This is a genomic window from Pseudomonas sp. GL-RE-26 (assembly GCF_019956275.1).
GTDB classification, from domain to species: Bacteria; Pseudomonadota; Gammaproteobacteria; order Pseudomonadales; family Pseudomonadaceae; genus Aquipseudomonas; species Aquipseudomonas grandcourensis.
In genome coordinates this window covers 1-23,589 of the sequence record NZ_JAHBDI010000022.1, presented here as the reverse complement: position 1 = coordinate 23,589, position 23,589 = coordinate 1, and the positions used below count along the sequence as shown (strand labels likewise).

Genomic DNA, 23,589 nt, shown 5'->3' with positions numbered 1-23,589 from the left:
AAACGCACATGAATCTGGGAATAGCAGGACGCTGGGCACTGGTGTGCGCCGCCAGTAAAGGTCTGGGCAAAGCCTGCGCACAGGCACTCGTTAACGAAGGCGTGAACGTGGTGATCACCGCACGGGGCGAACAGACGCTAAATGAAACAGCCCGTCAGCTCAGGGCGATAAACCCTGAAGTGACGGTCATCGCCGTCGCCGGAGATATTTCGACGCCCGAGGGTCGAGCGGCAGCGCTCAAGGCCCATGAGCATTTCGATATCCTGATCAACAACGCTGGAGGCCCTCCCCCCGGGGATTTCCGCGAGTGGAATCGCGACGCCTGGCTCAAGGCGCTGGATGCCAACATGCTGACGCCTATCGAGTTGATCAAGGCCACGGTAGACGGTATGGCGTCACGTGGATTTGGTCGAATCATCAACATCACGTCGAGTGCCGTGAAATCCCCGATCGAAAGCCTGGGCCTGTCCAACGGCGCGCGCAGTGGTCTGACGGGGTTTGTCGCAGGGCTTGCCCGGCAAGAAAACATTGCCAGTCGCAATGTGACGATCAACAACCTGCAGCCGGGCTCATTCGACACCGATCGACTGCGTGACAACCTGGTCGCTGCTGCTGAAGAGTCGGGGCAAGACAGTGAGGTATTCCTGGACGAATGCCGTAGCGAGATTCCCGCCAAACGCTTCGGCTCACCAGAAGAGTTCGGTGCGCTGTGTGCCTTCGTTTGCAGCAGCCATACGGGCTACCTGACCGGGCAGAACCTGTTGATTGATGGTGGGGCTGTTCGCTCCAGCCAATAATTGGCCGCCAACCGGATCGGCACCCGTGGCGGTGCCGGACGGCCTGGTGCAGGCCGTCGCTCCCACAGGTGACTAATCAGGGTTTACGCGCAATGATCACCTGACTTTTCGCCACCACCGCATCCAGCGCCTGCTTGATCTGTGCACCCCGTGGCGAGGCCAGGATCGCCTGCCAGGTATCCGCCCAGTGGTTGAGCAGCGGATGGTCCGGGTTGCTGAAATCGACCTTGGCTTCCCAGAACAACAGCATCCACATCGACCAGTAGAATCCGTACTGACTGTGGCTGATCACTTCCAGGCCGGCATCGCTGACTATGGCCTTGAACTGCTCCTCGCTGATGATGCGGATGTGGTTGGGCTTCTGGAAATACTCGGCCGCCGCGATATCTTTCTGCAGGTCTTCGGAGCTGGGATGCGGGACGCTCAGCAGATACAACGCGCCCGGTTTGCCGACGCGCACCAACTCTGCGAGGAACTGCGCCGGATCGTCCACGTGCTCGATGACCTCGGTGGACACCACCCGGGTGGCGGTCCCATCGGCAATCGGCAGCGGGTTGCAGTCGGTGACATGGCATTCGACGTCGCGGGCCGGTGTATCGCCCAGGCGCTGGCGGGTCGCCTCGACCTTGGCCGCGTCGATATCGGCGATGATGATCTTCGCCCCGCGCATCCCGCAGAAATGCACGTTACCACCGTCGCCGCAGCCGACATCCAGCAGCGTGTCTTCGGGGGTCACCGGGAAGCCGGTGAACAGTTCGCCGGTTTGCTGATTGAACCAGCCGCTGAGCATCGCGTCGTGCAGGCCGAGCATGTAGGGATCGACCTTCTGGGCCACTGGCGCCGCGGGCGGTGTCTCTGGCTGCACAGGCGTGGGCGTGCCCGCCGTGAGTTTCTTCAAAAGGCTCAGCATGAGGTGGCTCCAGAGGATGGGACGGCTGTTCGGGAGTTGCCCAGGCGTTTGACCAGCGAGGCGCCGCGGTTGCGCATGGGCATTTCAATGAAGCGATAGTTGAGTTCGCTCAGCAGCACGATCAGGCCGCCAGCCATCAGCAACATCAGAATCGGATGGCCAGCCGGACTGGGCAGCCCGGCAGCCTGTAAACGGAAAATGAACTCACGAACCAGCAAGTAGGCCGGGATATGGATCAGGTAAATCCCGTAGGAGCGGCTGCCGACCCAGGTCATCAGGTTCTTGAACATTCCCTTGGGCATCAGGTAATCGCGGTTGTAGGACGCGATCCACACCAGCAGCGCACACAGCAGCGCAATCACACCGATTCGGTAATGGGTAAAGGTGAAACGGTCCGTCGCCATGAAACCGAGCACCAGTGCAATCCCGACCAGTGCCGACAGGCCGGCCCAGGAGCGACGCAGGAAAGTCGGCTCCCAACGCCGGTACGAAGGCTGCGCGCTCCACATCGCCAACAGCACGCCAAGGGCCAGCGCGTCGGTGCGCACCACCATCAGGATCGGTGTGCGCAAGGTCAACAACTGCACCGCCACCAGCGCCAGCAACGCCCACACCAAGTGCTTGCGAAACAGCACGATCATCAGCGGAAACAGCAGGTAGAACTGCTCTTCCAGCGACAGGCTCCAGTACACGAAACTGGTGCCGTATTCGTAGCGATAAAAACTGTCGGCAAAGCGGAAGTTGGCGTACTGCGCGATGCCGGCCAGGGTCGCCTGAATGTTCGCCTGCAGGGTGCCGAACGCGCCGGAGCGGTTGAGAAAAAGGCACGCCAGCAACATCAGCGCCAGCCATAACCAGGCCGACGGCAGCAATCGAAAGGCCCGGCGCAACCAGAAGTTGCGCGTCTGTTGCCAATACTCCTGACGCGTGGTGCAGCGGCGCAAGGCCGAGATCAGGCTGCGGGCAATGACAAAGCCCGAGATCGCGAAGAACAGATCCACGCCCCACCACGGCTGACTGTACAGCGTGATGGCCTGCAACAACGGCACAGCCGCCGCAAACAGGCTGTCCTGCAGGTGATGAAACAACACGCCAAGCACCGCAATGCCGCGCAGCAACTCGATGTCCATGATCCGTTTTTCGTTGCTCATGCACCCTCCTGGACATGAGGTTTGCGAGCAATGATCACTTGGCTCTTGGGCATGAACCGGTCCAGCATCTGCTTGATCGCCAACCCGTCGGGCTGGGCCAGCAAGTCCTGCCAGGTTTTCGCCCAGCTCTCCATCAGCGGCGGATACGGCGCCTGAATCCGGTCGCGAACCGCACCGCCCAATTCACGCCCGGCAGCCCGCTCACTGGCCCAGAAAAAAATCATGCCCATGACCCAGAAAAACCCGGTGGCCTGGCGATGCTCGATGACCAGGCCCGCGTCTTCCACCAGCGCGGCGAATCGCTCGGGGCTGAAAATCTGCACGTGATTGGGCGATTGAAAATAGCTGGCCGGGGCGATGCCTTTCTGCAGATGCTCGCCCACCGGGGACGGTACGCTCAGCAGGTACAGTGCACCGGGGCGGCCCATGCGCACCAGTTCGGCCATGAAGGGTTCTGGCTGATCGATGTGTTCGAGCACTTCCATGCACACGACTTTGCTGGCGCAGCCCTCGGCCAATGGCAGCGGCAAACTGTTGCTGACCAGCCCCAGGTTCGGCTTGTCTGATTGTGCCGCCACTTGCCGGGCAAGCTCGCGGACCTTGTCGTGTTCACTGTCGGTGAAGATCACCGAAGCGCCCTGCCGGACCGCGAACAAGGTCGCCACGCCTTCGCCGCAACCGACATCCAGCAAGGTGTCGTCGGCGGTGATGGCAAACCCCTTGAGCAATTCGCCGCTGTCGCCGAGAAACCAACCGTCGAGCAGGGCATCGTACAAACCGATATCCCTGGGCGATACCCGCGTTTCTGGCTGGGCGACCACTACCGGTGCGGGCCGTAACTTCGCAAGCAGGCGCCGAATCATGTGCCCGACGCTTGTGCGCAGTTTGCTTCACGCCGTTCCAGCACCTGCTCGAGCACCGCCTTCAGGCGCTGTTCGGCAACGGCCTGGCTGCAGAATCCCTGCAGACTACGCACGGCATGGGCCGACATCCTTTGATAGCGCTCGACGTCCTGTCTGGCAACGTCATGGCTGGCGGAAAAAGCCGTACACAGCGAGTCCCAATCCGTGACGTAGCGCAGGGTACGATACGCGGCGCGAGGATCGTGGGGCCAGGATGTCAGTTCATCGGTACTGTCGACGATAAACGCGTTGTCACGGTCGATGTAGTCGGCCATGGCGGTGTTCAGCGGCGCAATCGCCGGCTTGCCGCAGGACATGAACTCCATCAACGGCAGGCATTGCCCTTCGCCGTAGGAACAATTGACGACGTAACTGGTGGCCTCGACCAGGCGCTCGTAGTCGACGTCGGACAGATAGCCGTGGATCAGCACGATGCGGCACTGATAGGACTGATTCTTGTAGACATGGTGCAGCATGTCGTTCAGCGCGTTGGCGATGTCATGGTGCGTGAGCTTGAGCACCAGGGTCGCGTCGGGCCTGTCGCGAAAGGCGGTGCAGAACGCACTGATCATGTCCTTCCAGTTCTTGCGTCCGTCGTAGGGATTGAACACCGAGGTGTAGACCACGCCCTCGAGCAGCAGCTCACAGTCGCGCGGCGGCTGGTCGAAGGCAATCGGCGTGCCCTCGCGCAAACGTTCCGGGCCGTAGGGGCGCAAGTCCGTGGTGCGACTGTCGATCAACAACCCGCGCAGGTTCAAGCGCGTAGGGCCCACGACCGGACGCTTGTCCAGAAGCTCGCCACGGGCGGCAAAACGGTCCCAGACAGGCGCCGCGATAGCGCAGATCGGGTAATCGGGGCCCATCACATCGCGCACGGCATTCACGGTAAAACTGGAGTGGGTGATCGCCGTCCCGCTGGCGCCCAGCACCGTCCGCCAGTCATGCCGTGGTTCGCCCTGCCAGCTCTCGGTGGGAATGGTGCTGAACTCCCAGGCGAACACCGGAATCGTCGGGCACGCGTAGTGGACCGGCGTGCGATGCGGTGGCGAAAAGGACAGGAACACACAGTCTTCGCCCCGGCTCTGGCAATCGAAATACAGCCGATCGACCAGTTCGTCCGGGTTGCTGACCTCAATCACCTGCCCGAGTCGTTCGAGCACCGGACGGAATTCCTTGAGGACGAAGTAATAGCTGTACTCGGGCCGCCCCAGGTTCTGCTGGATGTTGCTCTTGTTGGTTTCCGAATGAATGATGATCAGCACGATGCAGCCCCCGTTTCGGCAACCACCGGCACGACGTCACGGGCAGGTTCCTGTTTGAAGAACAGTGCCAGTCGCTGCTGCACCGGGGCGAAGCTGCAGTACTGGTGCATGCGTTCGCTGGCCGCGTCCGCCATGGTCTGCCAGGCGTCCGGTTGGTTCTTTGCCATCGCGTAGCTGTTCTCATAAGCCATTTTCAACGAGCCCCAGTCCGGACGGTGGCGCAAGGTGCGGTACAGGATGCGCGCGTCTTCCGGCCAGATCGTCGGCTCCTGGCTGGACTTCACGACGAAAGCCACGCGCTCGTCGATGTAGTCGCGCATCGCCGTGTGGTTCGGGGCAATGACCGGCCGGGCGCAGGACATGAACTCCATCAGTGGCAGGCACAGACCTTCGCAGCGCGAAGCGTTGACGTAGTAACTCGCCGCGCCATAGAGCCGGGCGAACTGCTCGTCCTGCAGATAACCGTGCATGACCACCACGCGACAGGCGAAGGGCGAGAGCTGGGACAGCAAGGTGATGAGTTCGACGTAATAGGTCGACAGGTCGTTCTGGGTCATCTTCAACACGAGCGTGGCGTCTTGCACATCACGCAGCGCCCAGCAGAACGCCGTGATCAGTTGGTGCCAGTTCTTGCGCCCGTCATCGGGGTTGAACACGCTCACGTAGATGACGCCATCGACCTCGATTTCGACCGTTTGGCTGGTGTCGGGGAAAGCTGCTTGTGGATGCTCGTCCTGCGCGGAGGTTTCGCTGATGACAGGTTCATCCGCCACGGGCGCTTCGCTGACTGCGGATTCGACCGGCAACGCTTGAGGCGTCCGAAATCTGGCCAGCCATGGGCGAACGGCATCCGGCACCAGATCGCGAATGGCTTCGCGATACCACAACAGCAGGTAATGCCTGGTAATGAAGAGGCGTCGACGCAGGGTCAACGGCGGCACCGGAGGTTCGGGTTCGGGTTCGGGTTCGGGTTCGGGTTCGACGATTTCCTGCGGCGGTTGCTCGATGAGCGGCGCGATCAAACCATCGGCGGACAATCCCATCGAGCGACTGTCCAGGATGCAACCCTTGATCTGCAACGTGGCGCCCGCGTTAACCGGCGTACCGGGATATTGCTGGCGAATGTCGGCGAATCGTTCCCACAAAGGCGTCGGCAACACCAGCACCGGGAAGTCGTCGCCCAGGGTCCGGCGGATGGCTTCGGCGGTATGGGTGGACAAGGTGATCACCCGCCCCAGACGTGCCAGTGTCTGGCTCCAGTCCTGACGCGGATCGTTGTCCCAGTGCTCGGCGGGAATGGTGTCGAACTCCCAGGCAACCACGCACACCATCGGGCATTGCAAGTCGGTGGGAGTCTTGTGCGGTGGCGCGAACGAAATGAACAGGCAGTCCTGACCGGCCTGCTGCAACTGTCGATATAGCGGATCGACCTCGGCGGCCGATGACACCACATGCACCGGTCCGAGGCTTTCGAACAGCGGTCGGTACGCCTTGAGTACGAAGTAGTAACTGTACTCGGGACGGCCGAGACTCTGGCTGATGGAGCTGTCGTTGACGTCGGAGTAAAGAATAAAATTCATGGCATCCCACGGTGACGCCGCCAATCCGGCAGCCTCACGCTATGACGGGGAGGACAGGGTTCGAGCCAGTGTTCACTGGCGCTCGTCCATTGTCTTACTGCCCGTCTTCGTTCTTGTTTTAGTGGTCAGTTCCTCGCAGTTTCGAAGCGACGCTGCCGAACCCTGGATCATCGTGACGAGGGGCATTCTAACCACATCCGTTGAGGATTCGTGAACCGCTCGACGAGAATAAATCAGGCTACGCTGACGAGAACTGACCAGTCACGGTTGGACCTGTTGAAATTGCCGAGCAAATGGCACAGATTGGCTACCAAACAACTACAACAAAACATTTCACCTGTCTTTGCGAGCGATCCTGTTGATTCGTGAGACCCTTCCATTAAGTCTGTAGGAATGGATGAAATGCATGACCGGGGGGTCGCTGTTGAAAAAACGTCTGTTTGTCACGGGCCTGACTGGATTCGTAGGACAACACATCCAATCGCGCTTGCAGGCTGATGCCTCGGAGTGGGCGCTTCTGCCTGTGCCTTGCCAGTACGATCTCGCCGTGCCGGACAGCCTCGAAGGCTTGTGGCCGGAAATGCCCGATGCGGTGATTCACCTGGCCGGCCAGACCTTCGTCCCGGAAGCCTTTCGTGATCCGGCGCGCACCCTGAACATCAATCTGCTGGGCACCCTGAACCTGCTGCAAGCGCTCAAGGCGCGCGGCTTCACCGGCACGTTTCTGTACGTCAGCTCCGGTGATGTCTATGGCCAGGTCACTGAAGCCGATTTGCCCATCACCGAATTGCAGCCACCCTGCCCGCGCAACCCATACGCCGTGAGCAAACTGTCGGCAGAGTTCCTGAGCCTGCAATGGGGCCTGAGCGAAGACTGGCCCGTACTGGTCGCCCGCCCGTTCAACCACATTGGAACCGGGCAGAAAGACAGCTTCGTCATCGCCAGCGCCGCCCGCCAGATCTGCCGGATCAAGCAAGGCCTGCAAGGGCCACAACTGGAGGTCGGGGACATCGACGTCACGCGCGATTTCCTTGATGTCGGGGACGTGGTCTCGGCCTACCTGGCATTGCTGGAGAACGGTACGCCGGGGCAGGTCTACAACATTTGCTCGGGACGCGAGCAGAGCATTCGCAGTTTGATCGAACAACTGGCAGATCTTGCCCAGGTCGACCTGCAACTGGTCCAGGACCCTGCGCGACTTCGCCGCGCGGATCAGCGTCGTGTGTGTGGCAGCCCTGCGAGGCTGACCCAAACCACCGAATGGAAGCCTGAAATCACAACACAACAATCCCTGCGGGCGATCCTGTCCGACTGGGAGAAGCGAGTACGACAAGAATGACTAAAAGTGCATTGATCACAGGTATCACCGGCCAGGATGGCGCTTATCTGGCCAAACTGTTACTCGACAAGGGCTACAAAGTCCACGGCCTGGTGGCGCGTCGCAGCAGCGACTCGCGCTGGCGCCTGCGCGAGATGGGGGTCGAGGCGGACATCGTCTACCTGGACGGCGACATGGCCGATGCCTGTTCAGTGCAGCGCGCGGTGATCAAGTCGGCGCCGGACGAGGTATACAACCTTGCCGCGCAAAGCTTTGTCGCGGCCTCCTGGGATCAACCGGTGACCACCGGCATCGTCGACGGTCTGGGCGTTACCCACCTGCTCGAAGCGATTCGTCAATTCAGCCCGCACACGCGTTTCTACCAGGCGTCCACCAGTGAAATGTTCGGTCTGATCCAGGCCGAGCAGCAGGACGAGAACACTCCGTTCTATCCGCGCAGCCCTTATGGCGTGGCCAAGTTGTACGGCCACTGGATCACCGTGAACTACCGCGAAAGTTTCAACCTGCACGCCAGCAGCGGCATTCTGTTCAACCATGAATCACCGCTGCGCGGCATCGAGTTCGTCACGCGCAAAGTCACCGACGCCGCCGCCCGCATCAAGCAGGGCAAGCAGCAGGAACTGCGCCTGGGCAACATCGACGCCAAGCGCGACTGGGGCTTTGCCGGGGACTACGTCGAAGCCATGTGGCTGATGCTGCAACAGGACAAACCCGACGACTTCGTGGTGGCCACCGGCGTGACCACCACCGTGCGCGAGATGTGCCGGATCGCCTTTGATCACGTGGGCCTGAACTACCGCGATTTCGTGAGGATCGACCCCGCGTTCTTCCGCCCGGCCGAAGTCGAAGTGCTGCTCGGCAACCCGGCCAAGGCCCAGCGTGTGCTGGGCTGGAAACCAAAAACCGATCTGGATGCCTTGATCCGCATGATGATGGATGCGGACATGAAACGCGTCGCCAAGGAGTAGGCCATGCTGATTCCCGTGATTCTCTCCGGCGGTGCCGGTACAAGGTTGTGGCCGGTGTCGCGTGAAGGCCATCCCAAACCGTTCATGGCATTGCCCGACGGCCAGTCGCTGCTGGGCAAGACCTATCGGCGTGCCGCGGACCTGCTCGATGGCTGGGGCGATATCGTCACGGTGACCAACCGCGAGTACTACTTCCAGAGCAAGGATCACTTTCGGGACGCGCACCTGGGCCGGCATCGCGGGCACTTCCTGCTGGAGCCGACGGGTCGCAATACCGCGCCGGCCATTGCCGCTGCCGCCTTCTCCCTCCAGGCCCTGCATGGCGACGACGCGATCATGCTGGTCATGCCCGCCGACCATCTGATCGTCAATGTCGACGCGCTGAAGGACGCGGTCGAACATGCCGTGACATTGGCCAGGCGCGGTCACCTGGTGACCTTCGGTGTCGTGCCGACTGCTCCGGAAACCGGTTTTGGCTACATTGAAGCCGGCACATCACTCGACGACAAAGGCGCGGCCAGCGTGCGGCGCTTCGTCGAAAAGCCCGACCTGCAAACCGCGACGCATTACGTGGAAAGCGGCAACTTCCTGTGGAACTCCGGGATGTTCTGCTTCTCGGTCGCCAGCCTGCTGGCCGAACTGCAAATCCATGCTCCCGCCTTGCTGGAGCAGACGCAGACCTGCATGACCGCCAGCGCTGCGGTGGAAAACGCCGGTAGCCTGCAGCAGGAACTGTCGCCGGCCCTGTTTGGCGAAATCATGGATATTTCCATCGACTACGCGTTGATGGAGCGCTCCGACAAGGTGGTCGTCGTGCCGGCCCGTTTCGACTGGAGCGACATCGGTTCCTGGAGTGCGGTGGCCGCGCTGGTACCGGCGGACGCTCAAAACAACCGCGCCGTCGGCGAGTCGATTTTCATCGACAGCCACGACAACTTCGTCCAGAGCGATAACCGTCTGGTCGCAACCGTGGGCGTGGACAACCTGATCATCGTCGACACCGCCGACGCGGTGCTGGTGGCCCACGCCGACCGCGCCCAGGATGTGCGCCGGGTGGCCAGGCAGCTCAAGGATAAAGAGCACGAAGCCTATCGCCTGCACCGTACGGTCAGCCGGCCATGGGGCACCTATACCGTGCTCGAGGAAGGCCCGCGCTTCAAGATCAAACGCATCGTGGTCAAGCCCGGCGCCAAGTTGTCGTTGCAGATGCACCACCATCGCAATGAACACTGGGTGGTGGTCGAAGGCATGGCCAAGGTCACCAACAATGGCACCGGCACGCACCTGGTGGCCAAGAACGAATCGACCTTCATTGCCGCCGGTCACAAGCATCGCCTGGAGAATCCCGGCGTAATCGATCTTGTGATCATCGAAGTGCAAAGCGGCGAATACCTGGGAGAGGACGACATCGTCCGCTTCGAAGATCAATACGGCAGGACGGTTTGAATGCTGCGTAATCTTTACCAATCGCTGTGGAATTACCGGGGTTTCATCCTCGGCAGCGTCAAACGGGAGTTTCAGGCGCGTTATCGCAACTCGCTGTTCGGTGCCTTGTGGACCGTGCTCAATCCGCTGTCGATGATCCTCGTCTACACGGTGATCTTTTCCACCATCATGCGCGCCCGCTTGCCGGGCGTGGACGACGGGTTGGCCTATAGCGTCTACCTGTGCGCCGGCCTGCTGACCTGGGGACTGTTCGCCGAGATCACGACGCGCAGCCAGAGCATGTTCCTGGAGAACGCCAACCTGCTGAAGAAAATCAGCTTCCCGCGCATCTGCCTGCCGGTCATCGTGCTGCTCAATGCCGGGATCAATTTCGCAATCATCCTGGGGTTGTTCCTCGGCTTCCTGCTGATCAGCGGGCGGCTGCCCGGCATGGCATTGCTGGCGCTGGTGCCGTTGCTGGTCCTGCAAGTGATCTTCGCCGCGGGGCTGGGGATGATTCTGGGCGTGCTCAACGTGTTCTTTCGCGACGTCGGGCAGTTTTTCGGCATCTGCCTGCAATTCTGGTTCTGGCTGACGCCCATCGTTTATCCGCTGTCGATCCTGCCGCCGGGCATCCAGCGCGTTATCGAGCTGAACCCGATGACCGCACTGATGAACAGCTACCAGAACCTGTTTCTCTACAATCAATGGCCAGACTGGAGCTCGCTGGTGCCGTTGCTGGTGATCGGCCTGTTGTTCTGTGGGATGGCGCTGCGGCTGTTCCGCCAGCGTGTCGGTGAAATGGTGGACGAGCTCTGATGGGACATATACGTGTCAGTGGCCTGGGCAAGGCCTACAAGCAGTATCCGAATCGCTGGAGCCGGCTGTTCGAATGGCTGGTGCCGTTTTCCCGCACCCGGCATCACCTGCACTGGGTGCTGCAAGGGGTCGATTTCGAGATTCAGCCGGGCGAAGCCGTGGGCATCGTCGGGGTCAACGGAGCCGGCAAAAGCACGCTGTTGAAGATGATCACCGGCACCACCCAACCCACCTGCGGCGACATCCGGTTGCAAGGTCGCGTGGCGGCGCTGCTGGAGCTGGGCATGGGCTTCCACCCGGACTTCACCGGTCGGCAGAACACCTTCATGGCCGGGCAGTTGCTCGGCATGCAGGTCGAAGAAATCGAAGCGCTGATGCCGGAGATCGAGAGCTTCGCCGAAATCGGCGAGGCCATCGACCATCCGGTTCGCACCTACTCCAGCGGCATGCAGATGCGCCTGGCCTTCAGCGTGGCCACCGCACGGCGCCCGGACATCCTGATCGTCGATGAAGCGCTGTCCGTGGGTGACGCCTATTTCCAGCACAAAAGCTTTGATCGCATCCGCAACTTCCGCAAGGCCGGCACCACGTTGCTGATCGTGTCCCATGACCGCTCGGCGATCCAGTCGATCTGCGACACCGCGATCCTCCTGGAAAACGGGCGCATGGCCATGCGCGGCAAGCCCGAAGAAGTGATGGACTACTACAACGCCATGCTCGCCCAGCGCGAGGGCCAGACGGTGCGCCAGGAAATGCTCGCCAACGGGCAGGTACAAACCATTTCCGGAACAGGCGAAGCGGGCATTCTCAGCGTCCGCCTGCTTGACCCCAAGGGCCGTTCGGTAGAGGTGGCGGAAGTCGGTCAGGCGATGGTCCTGGAAGTGCAGGTCGAGGTGCGCCAGGACATCGAGCGACTGATTCTCGGTTTCATGATCAAGGATCGGCTCGGCCAGCCCATGTACGGCATCAATACCCACCGGGTCGACAAAGCCCTTACCGACCTGAGTGCCGGCGAACGCATCACCTACCGCTTTGCCTTCGACATGCGCCTGGGCAAGGGCAATTATTCGGTGGCCCTGAGCCTGTCGCGGCTGGATTCGCACCTGGATCGCAATTTCGAATGGCGTGACTACGGGCTGGTCTTCCACGTGATCAACAATCGCCAGGAAGACTTCGTGGGTTGCTCCTGGCTCGAAGCGCAGACCAGCGTGACCCGTTCCAGTGAGAATCGGGTGGAATCCATTGGGGAAACACGATGAGCAGACTGTTGGTGGAATGTACCTACGTCTTCGAACACCCGGATGCCAACTCGGGCATTCAACGGGTCGTTCGCAATGTGATTCAGCAACTGCCGGCCGCCGATGCCCAGCGTGAATGCATTCCGGTGGTGATGATCAATGGCGCGTTGTTCGAGGTGAAAAGCCTGGCGCCCTTGCCGACCGTCAAAGTGGACCTGATGAGCCTGCGGGTGAAGCTCGAACAGTTCGCCAATCAATTCTGGCTGCGCCACCGCACACTGGAACGACGCCGCCCTTTCAGCCAGTCGAAGCTCGCCCGCCGGGTGCTTTACGTCGGTTGCCGTCTGACCGCGTTCGCCTGCCTGAGCCTGCCGATGCGCCTGCTCGATCGCGCACTCAAGGGCAAGAAGGTTCCCGAACGCTGCGTGCCGTTGCAGCATCGCGCCGGCGATCAACTGGTGCTGCTGGATTCGTCCTGGCACGCCAACTTCTTCCCCCTGGCCGAGCAACTCAAGCGTGACGGGGTGGGCATCGTTTCGGTGATCTACGACCTGATTCCCCTGACCCACCCGCAGTTCTGCGACGCAGGATTGGTGAAGGTGTTCAACGAATGGTTCGACTGGATCGCCCGCACCGCCGATGGCTACGTGGCGATCTCGACCACCATCCGCGACCAGGTTCGCCAGGAGATGACCCGCAGGATCGGCTCCACGCAGGTGCAGCAACGCTGGTTCGACTACTTTCACCTCGGTTCCGAACTCGACTTGACCGATGCCCGTTCCGCCGTCGACCCGGGGCTGCTGCAGATGTTCAAGACACCGGATCCTGTGTTCCTCATGGTCAGCACCATCGAGCCGCGCAAGAACCATGCGTATCTGCTGGACGCGTTCGAGCTCGCCTGGGCGGCCGGGTCAAAAGCCCGGTTGTGCATCGTCGGCAAGATTGGCTGGAAGTGCGAGGTGCTGATCGAACGTATCCGCCGGCATCCGCAATTGAACCAGCGCCTGTTCATGTTCAACACCCTCTCGGACAAGAGCCTGGAACACGCCTACTCCCACGCGACATCGCTGGTGTTCCCCTCCTACGTCGAAGGGTTCGGCTTGCCGCTGGTGGAAGCCATGCAGCGAGGCCTGCCGGCCATGGCCAGCGATATCCCGGTGTTCCGCGAAATCGGTGGCGAGTACATGGCGTATTTCGACCTCGCCGACCCGCAGAACCTGGCCGACCTGGTCACCGACATGGAAAGCGGCGGCGCGTTTCCCGCCCCCCTCAACCTGGATAACTGGCGTTGGCTGAGCTGGCGCGAGGCGAGTGCACAACTGGTCGGACGCATCCAACGCAACCTGCACAGCGATGCGAAGGTGCCTGAGAGTCAGCATGCGAATTGCCCTTAACGCCCGCATCCTCCAGGCCCCGCGCACGGGCATCGGCCACTACGTCGCCGAACTGGCGACGGCCCTGGCCCGCGAACCGGACGTCGAGTTGTCGTTGTTCCATGGCTGGGGCTGGAGTTCGACCCTGCCTGAGGCAGCGATGCCCGGTTACTCGCGTCTGACGCCGTTGCTGCGCCAGATCCCGGGAGCCTATCAGGCGCGGCGCTGGCTGGAGCAGAAACGCTTTGATCAGGGCCTCGCGCAAGCCATCGACCTCTACCACGAACCGAGTTTTTGGCCGCTGTCGTTCGACGGCCCGACCGTCATCACCCTGCATGACCTGACTCACCTGCACTATCCCGAAACGCAGCCACCGGCGCGCTTGCGAGAAATCGAACGGCGCGTGGCCGACGGCGTGCGACAGGCAAGCCTGATTCTTACCGACTCGCAATACATTGCTGACGAAACCCAGGCGCATTTCGGGTTACCGGCCGAGCGCTTCGTGGTAGCACCGCTGGGTGTGGCCGCGCGCTTCCACCCCCGTGAACCCGAGGCCATCGATCAGGTCCTCAAGGCACACGGCGTCGAGGCGCGGGAGTATTTTCTCTGCGTCGGCACCCTGGAGCCGCGCAAGAACCTGCCCCTGGCCCTGCGCGCCCATGCCCTACTACCGGAAACCGTGCGCCAGCGTTTTCCGTTGCTGATCGCCGGCATGGCCGGCTGGCAGCGCCAGCAGCTCAACGACGAATTACGCTCCGCCCTCGCGTCAGGTCATGTGTGCCTGCTGGGGTACCTGCCTGACGAGGATCTGGCGCAGTTGCTGGCCGGTGCCCGGGCGCTGGTCTTCCCTTCGTTGTACGAGGGGTTCGGCCTGCCGGTGCTGGAGGCCATGGCCAGTGGCACCCCAGTGATTCTGACGGGTGAATCGGCGATGCCGGAGGTGGCTGGCAATGCCGGCAACTACATCGAGGCGCACGACCCCGACACCTTGCGCGATGCCCTGCAGCGGTTGATCGACGACCCGGCGCATTGGCAGGTCTGTCGCGAGATGGGCCTGCAGCGAGCGAAGCTTTTTTCCTGGGAGCGTTGCGCGACGGTGACCGCCCGCGCCTACCGCCAGGTAATGGAGAACTGATATGCGCGTTCTGCACTTTTATAAAACCTACTTGCCCGACTCCATAGGTGGCATCGAACAAGTCATTTTCCAGATGAGCGAAAGCGGTGCCCGCCATGGTGTCGTCAGCAGCGTGCTGACCCTGAGCAATAACCCGGCACCGGGCGTGTTGCAAATCCGCGAGCACCAGGTGCATCAGGCCAGGCTGGATTTTCAACTCGCCTCCACCGGTTTTTCCTACAGCGTGTTCAAGCAGTTTCGTGAGCTCGCGGCTGAAGCCGACGTGGTCAACTATCACTTTCCCTGGCCCTTCATGGACCTGGTGCATTTTGCCAGCGCCACCAAAAAACCCAGCGTGGTGAGTTACCACTCCGACATCATCCGCCAACGTCATCTGCTCAAACTGTACCGGCCGTTGATGCGTCGGTTCCTGGACAGCGCGGATCGAATCGCCGTGGCGTCCCCCAACTACTTTCACACCAGCGACGTGCTCAAGGACTACCAGGACAAGACCCGAGTCATCACTTATGGCCTGGACAAGTCGGGTTATCCGAAGCACGACGCAGCACGGACCGAGCGCTGGCGCCAGAAGCTGGGGGACAAGTTCTTCCTGTTCGTCGGTGTCATGCGCTACTACAAAGGGCTGCACATCCTGCTCGACGCGATGCAGGGGCTGAACTATCCCGTGGTAATCGTCGGCGCCGGCCCGCTGGAAGCGGAGCTGCATGCCCAGGCCAGAGCGCTGGGCCTGCAGAACCTGTACTTCCTCGGCTTCCTGGGCGACGAAGACAAGGTCGCCTTGCTCGAGTTGAGTTATGCGGTGGTGTTCCCGTCGCACCTGCGCTCCGAGGCCTTTGGCATTTCGCTGCTGGAAGGCGCGATGTATGGCAAGCCGATGATCTCCAGTGAGATTGGCACTGGCACCAGTTACATCAACATCCATAACGAGACCGGGCTCGTGGTGCCGCCGAGCAATCCATCGGCATTTCGCGAGGCGATGCGTACGCTTTGGGAAAACCCGGTGCTGGCGGCGCAAATGGGCGAAAAAGCGCAGGCCCGTTATCAAAATCTGTTTACAGCGGACGAAATGGGTCGTAAATGGGCTGCGCTGTATGAGGAACTGCTGGACGAAAAAGCCCTCGCCTACGCATGAGGCTTTTTGGCTGGAACCGACTTGTCTCTGCTGCGGCTTTCCAACAGTGATACGATCCCTCGACTGTAGATTTTCCACGGCTTGCGCACGATGTGTGCAAGCCGTGGACATTCCCTATTGACCCCTGACTTTCTGCTGACCGCCTATGCAACGTCTGCTCAATGACCGCCTGGACTGGAACCTGCTGCGCACCTTTCGGGTGATTGGCCAGGAGCAGAGCATCAGCCGCGCCGCCGCCCGCCTGCACCTGACGCAACCGGCAGTGAGCCAGGCACTCAAGCGCCTGGAAGAACAGCTGGGCCGCCAACTGATTGCCCGTCGCGGGCCACGTTTTGCCCTGACCGAAGTCGGCGAGCAGATCTTCGCCCTGGCCGGGGAAATCTACGGGCAAATGTCCCAGGTCAGCAGCGTACTGGAACAACCGGCCGACGAAGTGATTGGCAAAGTGCGGTTGCTGATCATCAGCCGGATCTTCTCCGAGCGCTTTGATGACTTCCTCGCCGACTTCCACCGCCAGTACCCGCGAGTGGATCTGGAAGTCGACGTGATGCGCAGTTCCGACATCGTCAGCGCACTCCAGGAAAAAACCGCGACCCTTGGCCTGAGCCTCAATCGACGCCCACAGCCACGCCTGGAGCAGCGTTTGTTCCTGCGTCAGCGCTATGCGTTTTTCTGCGGCAAGCACCATGGAATGTTCGGCCAACAGGATGTCGCCGAAGGGGATTTGCAACGGGAGAACTTCGTCAGCTTCACCAGTGACCAGATCGGCGGCATGCTCTCGCCGCTGACGATTTTTCGCGATCAGCAGGGTTTCAGTGGCCGCATCGTCGCGTCGTCACCGAGCCTGGAGGAAGTCCGGCGACTGGTGATCGCCGGCTTCGGTATCGGCTGTCTGCCCGAGCACGTGGTGGCGGCCGACGTTGACGCCGGATTGCTATGGCGCCTGCCGCCCCACGAGGGGATTGCCGATGTGGACATTCATTTGCTGTGGAACCGCGAACAACGCATGAGCCGGGCCGAGACGATCTTTCTCGAAAGCCTGCAACAACGGCTCACGGACTAAACGCGCAAGACCCGCGCCACCGGCCCGCAAGCGTTCAAGCAGGCGCAGTGTATGGGCTGATTGATGACGCTGTCGCCGCGACCGTGCAGCTTGGTGGTCAACATTATGGCTCGCCCAATTGAGCGGGCGAGTTCGCAGGGCATTTTTTATTGGTTGGATAGCGGTGGGTTCAATAACCCAGTAGACGGTCCGCACAGTTCAATAACGGTTCGCCGCTATTCAATCGACGGAAGTTCTCCGCCACTTGCTCGGCAATGCAGTCATGGGAAGCCGCCGAAGCCATGTGCGGGGTGATGGTTACACCGGGCATATTCCATAGCCGATGTTCGAGCGGCAGAGGTTCCTGTTCGAAGACATCCAGCAAGGCGCCGCGCAAGTGCCCGCTCGCCAAGGCCTGTTCGAGGTCATCGATGTTCAAATGACCGCCCCGGCCACAGTTGACCAGTGCCGCGCCGTTGGCGAGCTGCTCGAAAGTGGCTCGTCCGAGAATCCCGCGGGTTTCGCTGGTCAGCGGGAGCAGGTTGATCAGCAACTCGACGCCGTCGAGAAACGGATGCAACGCATCAGCCCCGGCGAACGTGCACACACCCGGCAAGTCCTTGCTGCGCCGTGCCCAGCCGCGCACGTCGTAACCGGCTGCGACCAGGTCCAGAGCAATCGCGCTGCCCAGCGATCCGAGCCCCATTACTCCGACCTTGAACTGCCCCGCCGCCCGTTGCAGCGGCCGCTCCCAGCGCTGCTCCCGCTGTTGCGACAACACCTGATCAAAACCGCGGTGATAGTGAATCACCGCCCAGCGCACGTACTCAGTCATGCCCTGGCGATGGCCCGGGTCGACCACACGGCAAACCGGCAGGTCCGGGCATGACGGATCGTGATCGAGGTGATCGATACCGGCAGCCACCGAGTGAATCACCTGCAGGTTCGGCAATGCGCCGAGACTGCCCGGCAAGGGAAACCAGCACGCCGCCACCTGCGCATTGGCGGCCCGGGGATCATCAGCTAGCACGGCAGTGAGTTGCGGCGCACTGCGGGCAAACGCCGCCTGCAATTGCTTGAGCAGCAAAGTGTCGCGGGACAGCAGAACCACGGTATTGATGACGGCGTTCATGACAAATAAGACTCGCGCTGGGATTCGATCAACGTCAGTGCGGCCTCCCAGGCCAGGTCGATGATGTTGTCCTGCTCATCACGGTCAAACTGTTCGGCGGTGTGCGCGCACACTTCCGGTGACGGGTAATGCAGGGCTGAACCACCGGCCAGCGCCTGCACCTGGGCCTGACAGGCGCGCTCCAGGAAGTGGATTTCCTGGAATGCCTGGGCCACGCCCGAGCCCCCCACCAGCAACCCGTGGTTGCGCAGGATCATCGCCCGGTGCGGACCGAGGTCGGCGATCAAGCGCTCGCGCTCATCCAGCGACAGCGCGATGCCCTCGTAGGTGTGATAGGCCAGCTTGCCGTAGAACTTCAGCGCATGCTGACTGATCGGCAGCAAGCCCTGCTTCTGCGCCGCGACCGCCATGCCGGCCGCCGTGTGAGTGTGGATCACACAGTTCAAGTCCGGACGCGCCATGTGGATCGCCGAGTGAATCACGAAGCCGGCGGCGTTGACCCGATGGCCTGCGTACTCCGGGTCGACCACCCGCCCATCCTGATCGATGCGCACCAGGTCCGAGGCGCGCATGCGGTCGAAGATCACCCCGTAGCAGTTGATCAGGAAGTGGTGTTCAGGCCCCGGTATCCGCAGGGTGATGTGGGTGTCGATCAGGTCGGTCATGCGAAAGTGCGCGACCAGTCGATACAGCGCAGCCAGTTCGCAACGGGCTTGCCATTCAACCGGGTCGATGTGTGCAGGTTTACTCACGAATACACCTCTTTGGCAGCGTGGGTGACGACCGGGTTGGCGCGCAGGCGGGCCAGGCCGCAAACACCGATCAGGGACAGGGCCGAGAGCAAGGTGAAGAACACCGCCAGCGGCAACCATTGTCCGGAAAACTTGCTGGCCAGCAGGGTGCCGATCAGCGGTGTGGTGCCCCCGGCCACGGCGCAAGCCAATTGGTAGGCGATGGAAATGCCCGAGTAGCGCAGGTGCACCGGGAAGGCCTGGGTCATGTAGCCGGCGATCACCGCGTACAGCGCCGAGAGAATCACCACCGCCAGGGCAATGCCGGCAGTCATGAACACAATGTTCTGCGTGCCCACCAGCAGGAACATCGGGTAAGGCGTGACCATGCACAGCAACGCGACCCACTTGAGAAAACGACCTTCACCGATACGTTCGGCCATCAGCGCCGAGAGCGGTTGCGAGAGCAACTGGATGACGGTCACCAGAAACAGGCAATCGAGAATCGTCGAACGGGCAATGCCCTGGTATTGGGTGACGTAGGTGATCATGAAGGTGTTGGTGAAGAAGAACCCCGCCGAGCCGATGGTCACGGCCGCGGCGGCGAACAGGATCTGCCGCCAGCAGGTGCGGATCACGTCCATCACCGGGTACTTGGCGGTCTCGTTGTTGTCCCTGGCCTTGGCGAATTCCGGCGACTCGTGAACCCCGGAGCGGATCAACAGGCCGACCATCATCAACACGCCGCTGGCGAGGAACGGCAAGCGCCAACCCCAGGCTAGGAACTCGTCCGGCTCAAGGGACGTCACCAGTCGGAAAGCGATCAGTGCCAGCAACAAACCGGCCGGGCTGCCGAGCTGGGCGAACGACGCATAGAACGTCTTGCGCTTGGCCGGCGCATGCTCGCTGGCCATCAACACCGCCCCACCCCACTCGCCACCGACCGATATGCCCTGGATCAAACGCAGCGCGATCAGGCCAATGGGCGCCCAGATGCCGGCGCTGGCGTAGCTCGGCAACAGGCCAATACCCGCGGTGGCGATTCCCATCAAGGCCATGGTCGCCAGCAGCATTTTCTTGCGCCCGAGACGATCCCCCAGATGCCCGAACACCATCCCGGCCATGGGGCGGGCAATGAAGCCGACGGCGAAACTACCGAATGCAGCGAGAGTACTCATTACCGGGTCGCTACTGGGGAAGAACACTTGCCCGAGGACCAACGCCGCCGCGGTGGCGTAGATGTAGAAGTCGTAGAACTCGATAGTCGTGCCAATGAAGGCAGCGGCCGCGGCTCGGCGCGGTTGGGGAGTAGTGTGCATGCAAGGACCCTGTGTACTTATAGTTTTGGGCAGGTGTTGAGGCTGGCGACGATTGCGCTCTGTGGCGCTTGTGGGCTTTATCGCTTCCATGCCAGGATTAGTCAATTTTCAAATTCTTATCTTTACTATTAGCACTGCTACTGCATGAGGTTTTATGCCTTCCACTTCCAACCCTTGGGTCGGCCGGCGCTTTCTCAATGACCGCCTCGACTGGAACCTGCTGCGCACCTACCTGGTCATCGGCCAGGAAGGCAGCATGAGCCGCGCCGCCGCGCGACTGCACATCACCCAGTCGGCGGTCAGCCAGGCGTTGAAACGACTGGAAGAACAATTGGAATGCGTGTTGATTGCCCGCAGCGGACGACGCTTTGACCTGACGGAAACCGGGGAAGAAGTCCTGCGCATAGCGGCAGATATCTACGGGGATATTTCACGCCTGGGGACGGTAGTTGAGAGTCGTCACGACGACGTGGTGGGCAAGATCCGCATCCTCACCGTCAGCGGAGTTCAGGCGCGGCATTACGATGATTTCCTCGCGGACTTCCATGAAACCCACCCGAAAATCGAGCTGGAAGTCGAGGTGATGGGCAGTTCGAACATCATCAGTTCGCTGCTGCAAAAGACCGCAACCATCGGCGTCGGCCTGTGCCGCCTGCCGCAGCCGCGGCTGGAGCAACGGGTACTGTTTCGAGAGACCTATGCTTACTTTTGTGGCCAGCGTCACCGGCTGTTCGGACAAGAGAACCTGACCCTGGAACAACTGGCGGCGGAAAACTTCGTCAGCTTCACCAGCGATCAACTCGGCGGCAATCTTTCCCCCCTGACGCTGTTCCGCGACCAACAAGGCTTCACTGGCAAGATCGTCGCCTCTTCCACCAGTTTCGAAGAAATTTATCGCTTGATCTGCGCAGGTTACGGCATCGGTGCCTTGCCCACCCATCTGGTGCGCCGGGATGTCGAGCAAGGTCTGCTCTGGCGCTTGCCGCCGGAAGACGGGGTGGTGGATTTCGATATACAGCTGTTGTGGAATCGCGAACAGAAGATGAGCCAGGCCGAAACCGTGTTCCTCGAGAGCTTCCAGCACATGCTCAGCATCCGTGAGCCTGTGCTGTGAAGCCATGGGAGTTCAGACGTGAGGATCGCCTGGTGCCTTGCTCGGCGCTGCGTATTGCGGCTTGAGGTGTCCGTCCTGATCCAGTAGCCAGGCATCCATGATCTCCCGCACGACCGGTCCGGCGACGCGACCACCGGCCTCGCCGTTTTCGATCATCACCGAAATCACGATTTTCGGGTGCTCGGCCGGGGCGAAACCGACGAACAAGGCATTGTCGCGGTTACGCTCGCGGGTTTTCTCCCGGTTGTAACGCTCGCCCTGCTTGATCGCCACCACTTGTGCGGTACCGCTCTTGCCAGCAATACGGTACTGCGCCCCCGCCGCTGCGGCCCGGGCAATCCCGCGGGCATCGTGCATCACCATCTGCATGCCGTGGTTGACCTGCTCCCAGTCGCGAGGATCCTTGAGCAGGATGTTCGGCATCGGATGCTCATCCACCGGCGCGACACCGTCCACGGTTTTGGCCAGGTGCGGGCGATTCCACACGCCTTTGTTGGCAATCAGCGCCGTGGCCTGGGCCAGCTGCAGCGGCGTGACCTGCATGTAGCCCTGACCTATGCCGAGAATCACCGTCTCGCCCGGGAACCAGGCCTGACGACGGGTGGCACGCTTCCAGGCCTGGGATGGCATCAGGCCGGGGGATTCTTCATTCATGTCCAGGGAGACTTTCTCACCGAGTCCGAACATGGCCATGTAGTCGTGCAGGCGATCGATACCGAGCTTGTGTGCCAGGTCATAGAAGTAGGTGTCATTGGAACGCATGATCGCCGCATCCATATCCACCCAGCCGTCGCCGCTGTGGTTCCAGTTGCGGTACTTGTGATCGAAATCCGGCAGTTGGTAATAACCGGGGTCGAACACACGGGTCTGTGGCGTAACGACACCGGCATCGAGGCCGGCGATTGCCACTTCCGGCTTGATGGTCGAACCCGGCGCATAGAGACCACGCAGCACACGGTTGAACAGCGGCCGATCAATGGAGTCCCGTAGCGTGGAGTACTCCTTGGAACTGATACCGGTGACGAACAGGTTTGGATCGAAACTCGGGTTGCTGACCATGGCCAACACCTCACCGGTCGACGGATCCAGCGCGACCACCGAGCCACGACGATCCCCCAGGGCTTGCTCGGCGGCTTCCTGAAGCTTGACGTCGAGGCTCAGGACAATGTTTTCGCCTGGCACCGGGTCAGTGTGCTTGAGCACCCGCAGCACGCGGCCCTGAGCATTGGTTTCGACCTCCTCATACCCGACATGGCCGTGCAGTTGCGCCTCGTAGAATTTTTCGATCCCGGTCTTGCCGATGGATTGGGTACCCCGGTACTCGACGTTATCCAGAGCCTTTGACTCTTTTTCGTTGATACGTCCGACGTAGCCGACCGAATGAGCGAAGTGCTCGCCCAATGGATAGTGCCGAACGAACTGCGGCTCGACATCGAGGCCCGGCAAGCGGAACTCGTTGACGGCGAGTACGGCAATCTGTTCTTCGCTCAACTCATAGAACAATGTCACGGGTACGAAGGGGTGACGTGCCTGCTTCATCGCCTTGTCGAACTGCGAGCGGTCTTCGGCGGGCAAGTGCAGGAGATTGACCACCTCGTCCAGCTCACTTTTAACATCGGTGGCGAGTTCGCGGGTGATGGTCAGATTGAAGCTGGGACGGTTGTCCGCAAGGAGTACGCCGTTGCGGTCATAGATCAATCCGCGGGTAGGCGTAATCGGCAGGACGTGGACGCGGTTGTTTTCGGAAATGGTCGAGTGATAGTCGAACTCGACCACTTGCAGGACGTACAGGCGTACCACCAGCGCACAGGTAATGGCGGCAACGAACAAGGCGCAGGCCAGGAGTCTCTTGTTGACCAGGCGTGTTTCTTTTTCGTGGTCCTTGATCGGTATCGGTTCAGGCACTTGTACAGCAACTCTTTGAAAAGAACGCCGATCCGTGGGCGCAAACTCAGTCCATTAAAAATGGACTGCACCATACCAAAAGCGTGGTGCCTGGTTTGTGTGATTTTTTTCACAATTGACCTTGGCTGGCTCGGCCCTTTTTTCGAGCGCAAAAACAAAACCCCAACTGCTTTCGCAATTGGGGTTTCGGAATTTAATCTTGACGATGACCTACTCTCACATGGGGAAACCCCACACTACCATCGGCGATGCATCGTTTCACTGCTGAGTTCGGGATGGGATCAGGTGGTTCCAACGCTCTATGGTCGTCAAGAA

Annotated in this window: 20 protein-coding genes and 1 rRNA gene; 11 read left to right on the top strand and 10 right to left on the bottom strand. The window is 61.0% G+C overall.

The genetic code is table 11. The features are described 5' to 3' along the window. Positions 1-8 precede the first annotated feature (8 nt). Positions 9-797: an SDR family oxidoreductase gene (locus KGB07_RS15115; protein WP_046043207.1), complete on the top strand. Its 789-nt coding sequence runs from the start codon at positions 9-11 to the stop codon at positions 795-797. A gap of 76 nt (positions 798-873) precedes the next feature. On the opposite strand, the gene KGB07_RS15110 is transcribed toward KGB07_RS15115, so the two are convergent. Genes KGB07_RS15110 through KGB07_RS15090 form a run of 5 tightly spaced genes read right to left on the bottom strand, consistent with a single transcriptional unit; the run spans position 874 to position 6,602 of the window. Then, positions 874-1,707: a class I SAM-dependent methyltransferase gene (locus KGB07_RS15110; RefSeq protein WP_223465786.1), complete on the bottom strand. Its 834-nt coding sequence runs from the start codon at positions 1,705-1,707 to the stop codon at positions 874-876. Continuing rightward, positions 1,701-2,858, bottom strand: coding sequence for an acyltransferase family protein (locus KGB07_RS15105; protein ID WP_223465785.1), 1,158 nt, complete (start codon positions 2,856-2,858; stop codon positions 1,701-1,703). The genes KGB07_RS15110 and KGB07_RS15105 overlap by 7 nt, the downstream gene beginning before the upstream one ends. Next, entirely contained in the window at positions 2,855-3,721 is an 867-nt protein-coding gene (locus KGB07_RS15100) for a class I SAM-dependent methyltransferase (RefSeq protein ID WP_046043210.1), read from the bottom strand. Before KGB07_RS15100 ends, KGB07_RS15105 begins: the two co-directional genes overlap by 4 nt. Then, a complete protein-coding gene (locus tag KGB07_RS15095) occupies positions 3,718-5,022 on the bottom strand; it encodes a glycosyltransferase (RefSeq protein ID WP_046043211.1) in 1,305 nt (434 codons plus the stop codon). The genes KGB07_RS15100 and KGB07_RS15095 overlap by 4 nt, the downstream gene beginning before the upstream one ends. Beyond that, on the bottom strand, positions 5,016-6,602 hold the full coding sequence (locus tag KGB07_RS15090; protein ID WP_223465784.1) for a glycosyltransferase: 1,587 nt from the start codon (positions 6,600-6,602) through the stop codon (positions 5,016-5,018). Before KGB07_RS15090 ends, KGB07_RS15095 begins: the two co-directional genes overlap by 7 nt. Positions 6,603-7,026: 424 nt before the next feature. On the opposite strand from KGB07_RS15090, the gene KGB07_RS15085 reads away from it, so the two are divergent. The 9 genes from KGB07_RS15085 to KGB07_RS15045 all read left to right on the top strand — a co-directional run bounded on the left by KGB07_RS15085 (position 7,027) and on the right by KGB07_RS15045 (position 17,094). Next, entirely contained in the window at positions 7,027-7,941 is a 915-nt protein-coding gene (locus KGB07_RS15085) for a GDP-mannose 4,6-dehydratase (RefSeq protein WP_046043232.1), read from the top strand. Further along, entirely contained in the window at positions 7,938-8,909 is a 972-nt protein-coding gene (gmd, locus tag KGB07_RS15080) for a GDP-mannose 4,6-dehydratase (protein WP_046043214.1), read from the top strand. Before KGB07_RS15085 ends, gmd begins: the two co-directional genes overlap by 4 nt. 3 nt (positions 8,910-8,912) lie before the next feature. Further along, positions 8,913-10,355 carry a mannose-1-phosphate guanylyltransferase/mannose-6-phosphate isomerase gene (locus tag KGB07_RS15075; RefSeq protein ID WP_223465783.1) on the top strand — a complete coding sequence of 481 codons (1,443 nt, stop codon included), beginning with the start codon at positions 8,913-8,915 and terminating at the stop codon, positions 10,353-10,355. Next, positions 10,356-11,153, top strand: coding sequence for an ABC transporter permease (locus KGB07_RS15070; RefSeq protein WP_046043217.1), 798 nt, complete (start codon positions 10,356-10,358; stop codon positions 11,151-11,153). Further along, positions 11,153-12,412, top strand: a complete 1,260-nt coding sequence (locus KGB07_RS15065) for an ABC transporter ATP-binding protein (RefSeq protein WP_046043219.1) — start codon at positions 11,153-11,155, stop codon at positions 12,410-12,412. Before KGB07_RS15070 ends, KGB07_RS15065 begins: the two co-directional genes overlap by 1 nt. Further along, positions 12,409-13,785, top strand: coding sequence for a glycosyltransferase family 4 protein (locus KGB07_RS15060; RefSeq protein ID WP_223465782.1), 1,377 nt, complete (start codon positions 12,409-12,411; stop codon positions 13,783-13,785). The genes KGB07_RS15065 and KGB07_RS15060 overlap by 4 nt, the downstream gene beginning before the upstream one ends. Further along, positions 13,769-14,899: a glycosyltransferase family 4 protein gene (locus KGB07_RS15055; RefSeq protein WP_046043222.1), complete on the top strand. Its 1,131-nt coding sequence runs from the start codon at positions 13,769-13,771 to the stop codon at positions 14,897-14,899. The genes KGB07_RS15060 and KGB07_RS15055 overlap by 17 nt, the downstream gene beginning before the upstream one ends. 1 nt (position 14,900) lies before the next feature. Further along, positions 14,901-16,031, top strand: a complete 1,131-nt coding sequence (locus KGB07_RS15050) for a glycosyltransferase family 4 protein (protein ID WP_223465781.1) — start codon at positions 14,901-14,903, stop codon at positions 16,029-16,031. 145 nt (positions 16,032-16,176) lie between these two features. Then, positions 16,177-17,094, top strand: a complete 918-nt coding sequence (locus KGB07_RS15045) for a LysR family transcriptional regulator (protein ID WP_046043224.1) — start codon at positions 16,177-16,179, stop codon at positions 17,092-17,094. Positions 17,095-17,263: 169 nt separating this feature from the next. On the opposite strand, the gene KGB07_RS15040 is transcribed toward KGB07_RS15045, so the two are convergent. Genes KGB07_RS15040 through KGB07_RS15030 form a run of 3 tightly spaced genes read right to left on the bottom strand, consistent with a single transcriptional unit; the run spans position 17,264 to position 20,255 of the window. Next, a complete protein-coding gene (locus KGB07_RS15040) occupies positions 17,264-18,205 on the bottom strand; it encodes a 2-hydroxyacid dehydrogenase (RefSeq protein ID WP_046043225.1) in 942 nt (313 codons plus the stop codon). Continuing rightward, positions 18,202-18,957: a class II aldolase/adducin family protein gene (locus tag KGB07_RS15035; RefSeq protein WP_046043226.1), complete on the bottom strand. Its 756-nt coding sequence runs from the start codon at positions 18,955-18,957 to the stop codon at positions 18,202-18,204. Before KGB07_RS15035 ends, KGB07_RS15040 begins: the two co-directional genes overlap by 4 nt. After that, entirely contained in the window at positions 18,954-20,255 is a 1,302-nt protein-coding gene (locus tag KGB07_RS15030; protein ID WP_046043227.1) for an MFS transporter, read from the bottom strand. The genes KGB07_RS15035 and KGB07_RS15030 overlap by 4 nt, the downstream gene beginning before the upstream one ends. Before the next feature lie 154 nt (positions 20,256-20,409). Between KGB07_RS15030 and KGB07_RS15025 the strand changes: the two genes are divergently transcribed. After that, on the top strand, positions 20,410-21,369 hold the full coding sequence (locus KGB07_RS15025; protein WP_008051112.1) for a LysR family transcriptional regulator: 960 nt from the start codon (positions 20,410-20,412) through the stop codon (positions 21,367-21,369). A gap of 12 nt (positions 21,370-21,381) precedes the next feature. On the opposite strand, the gene mrdA is transcribed toward KGB07_RS15025, so the two are convergent. Further along, on the bottom strand, positions 21,382-23,274 hold the full coding sequence (gene mrdA, locus KGB07_RS15020) for a penicillin-binding protein 2 (RefSeq protein ID WP_046043229.1): 1,893 nt from the start codon (positions 23,272-23,274) through the stop codon (positions 21,382-21,384). Between the two features lie 197 nt (positions 23,275-23,471). After that, positions 23,472-23,587 (bottom strand): 5S ribosomal RNA (gene rrf / locus KGB07_RS15015). Positions 23,588-23,589 lie beyond the last annotated feature (2 nt).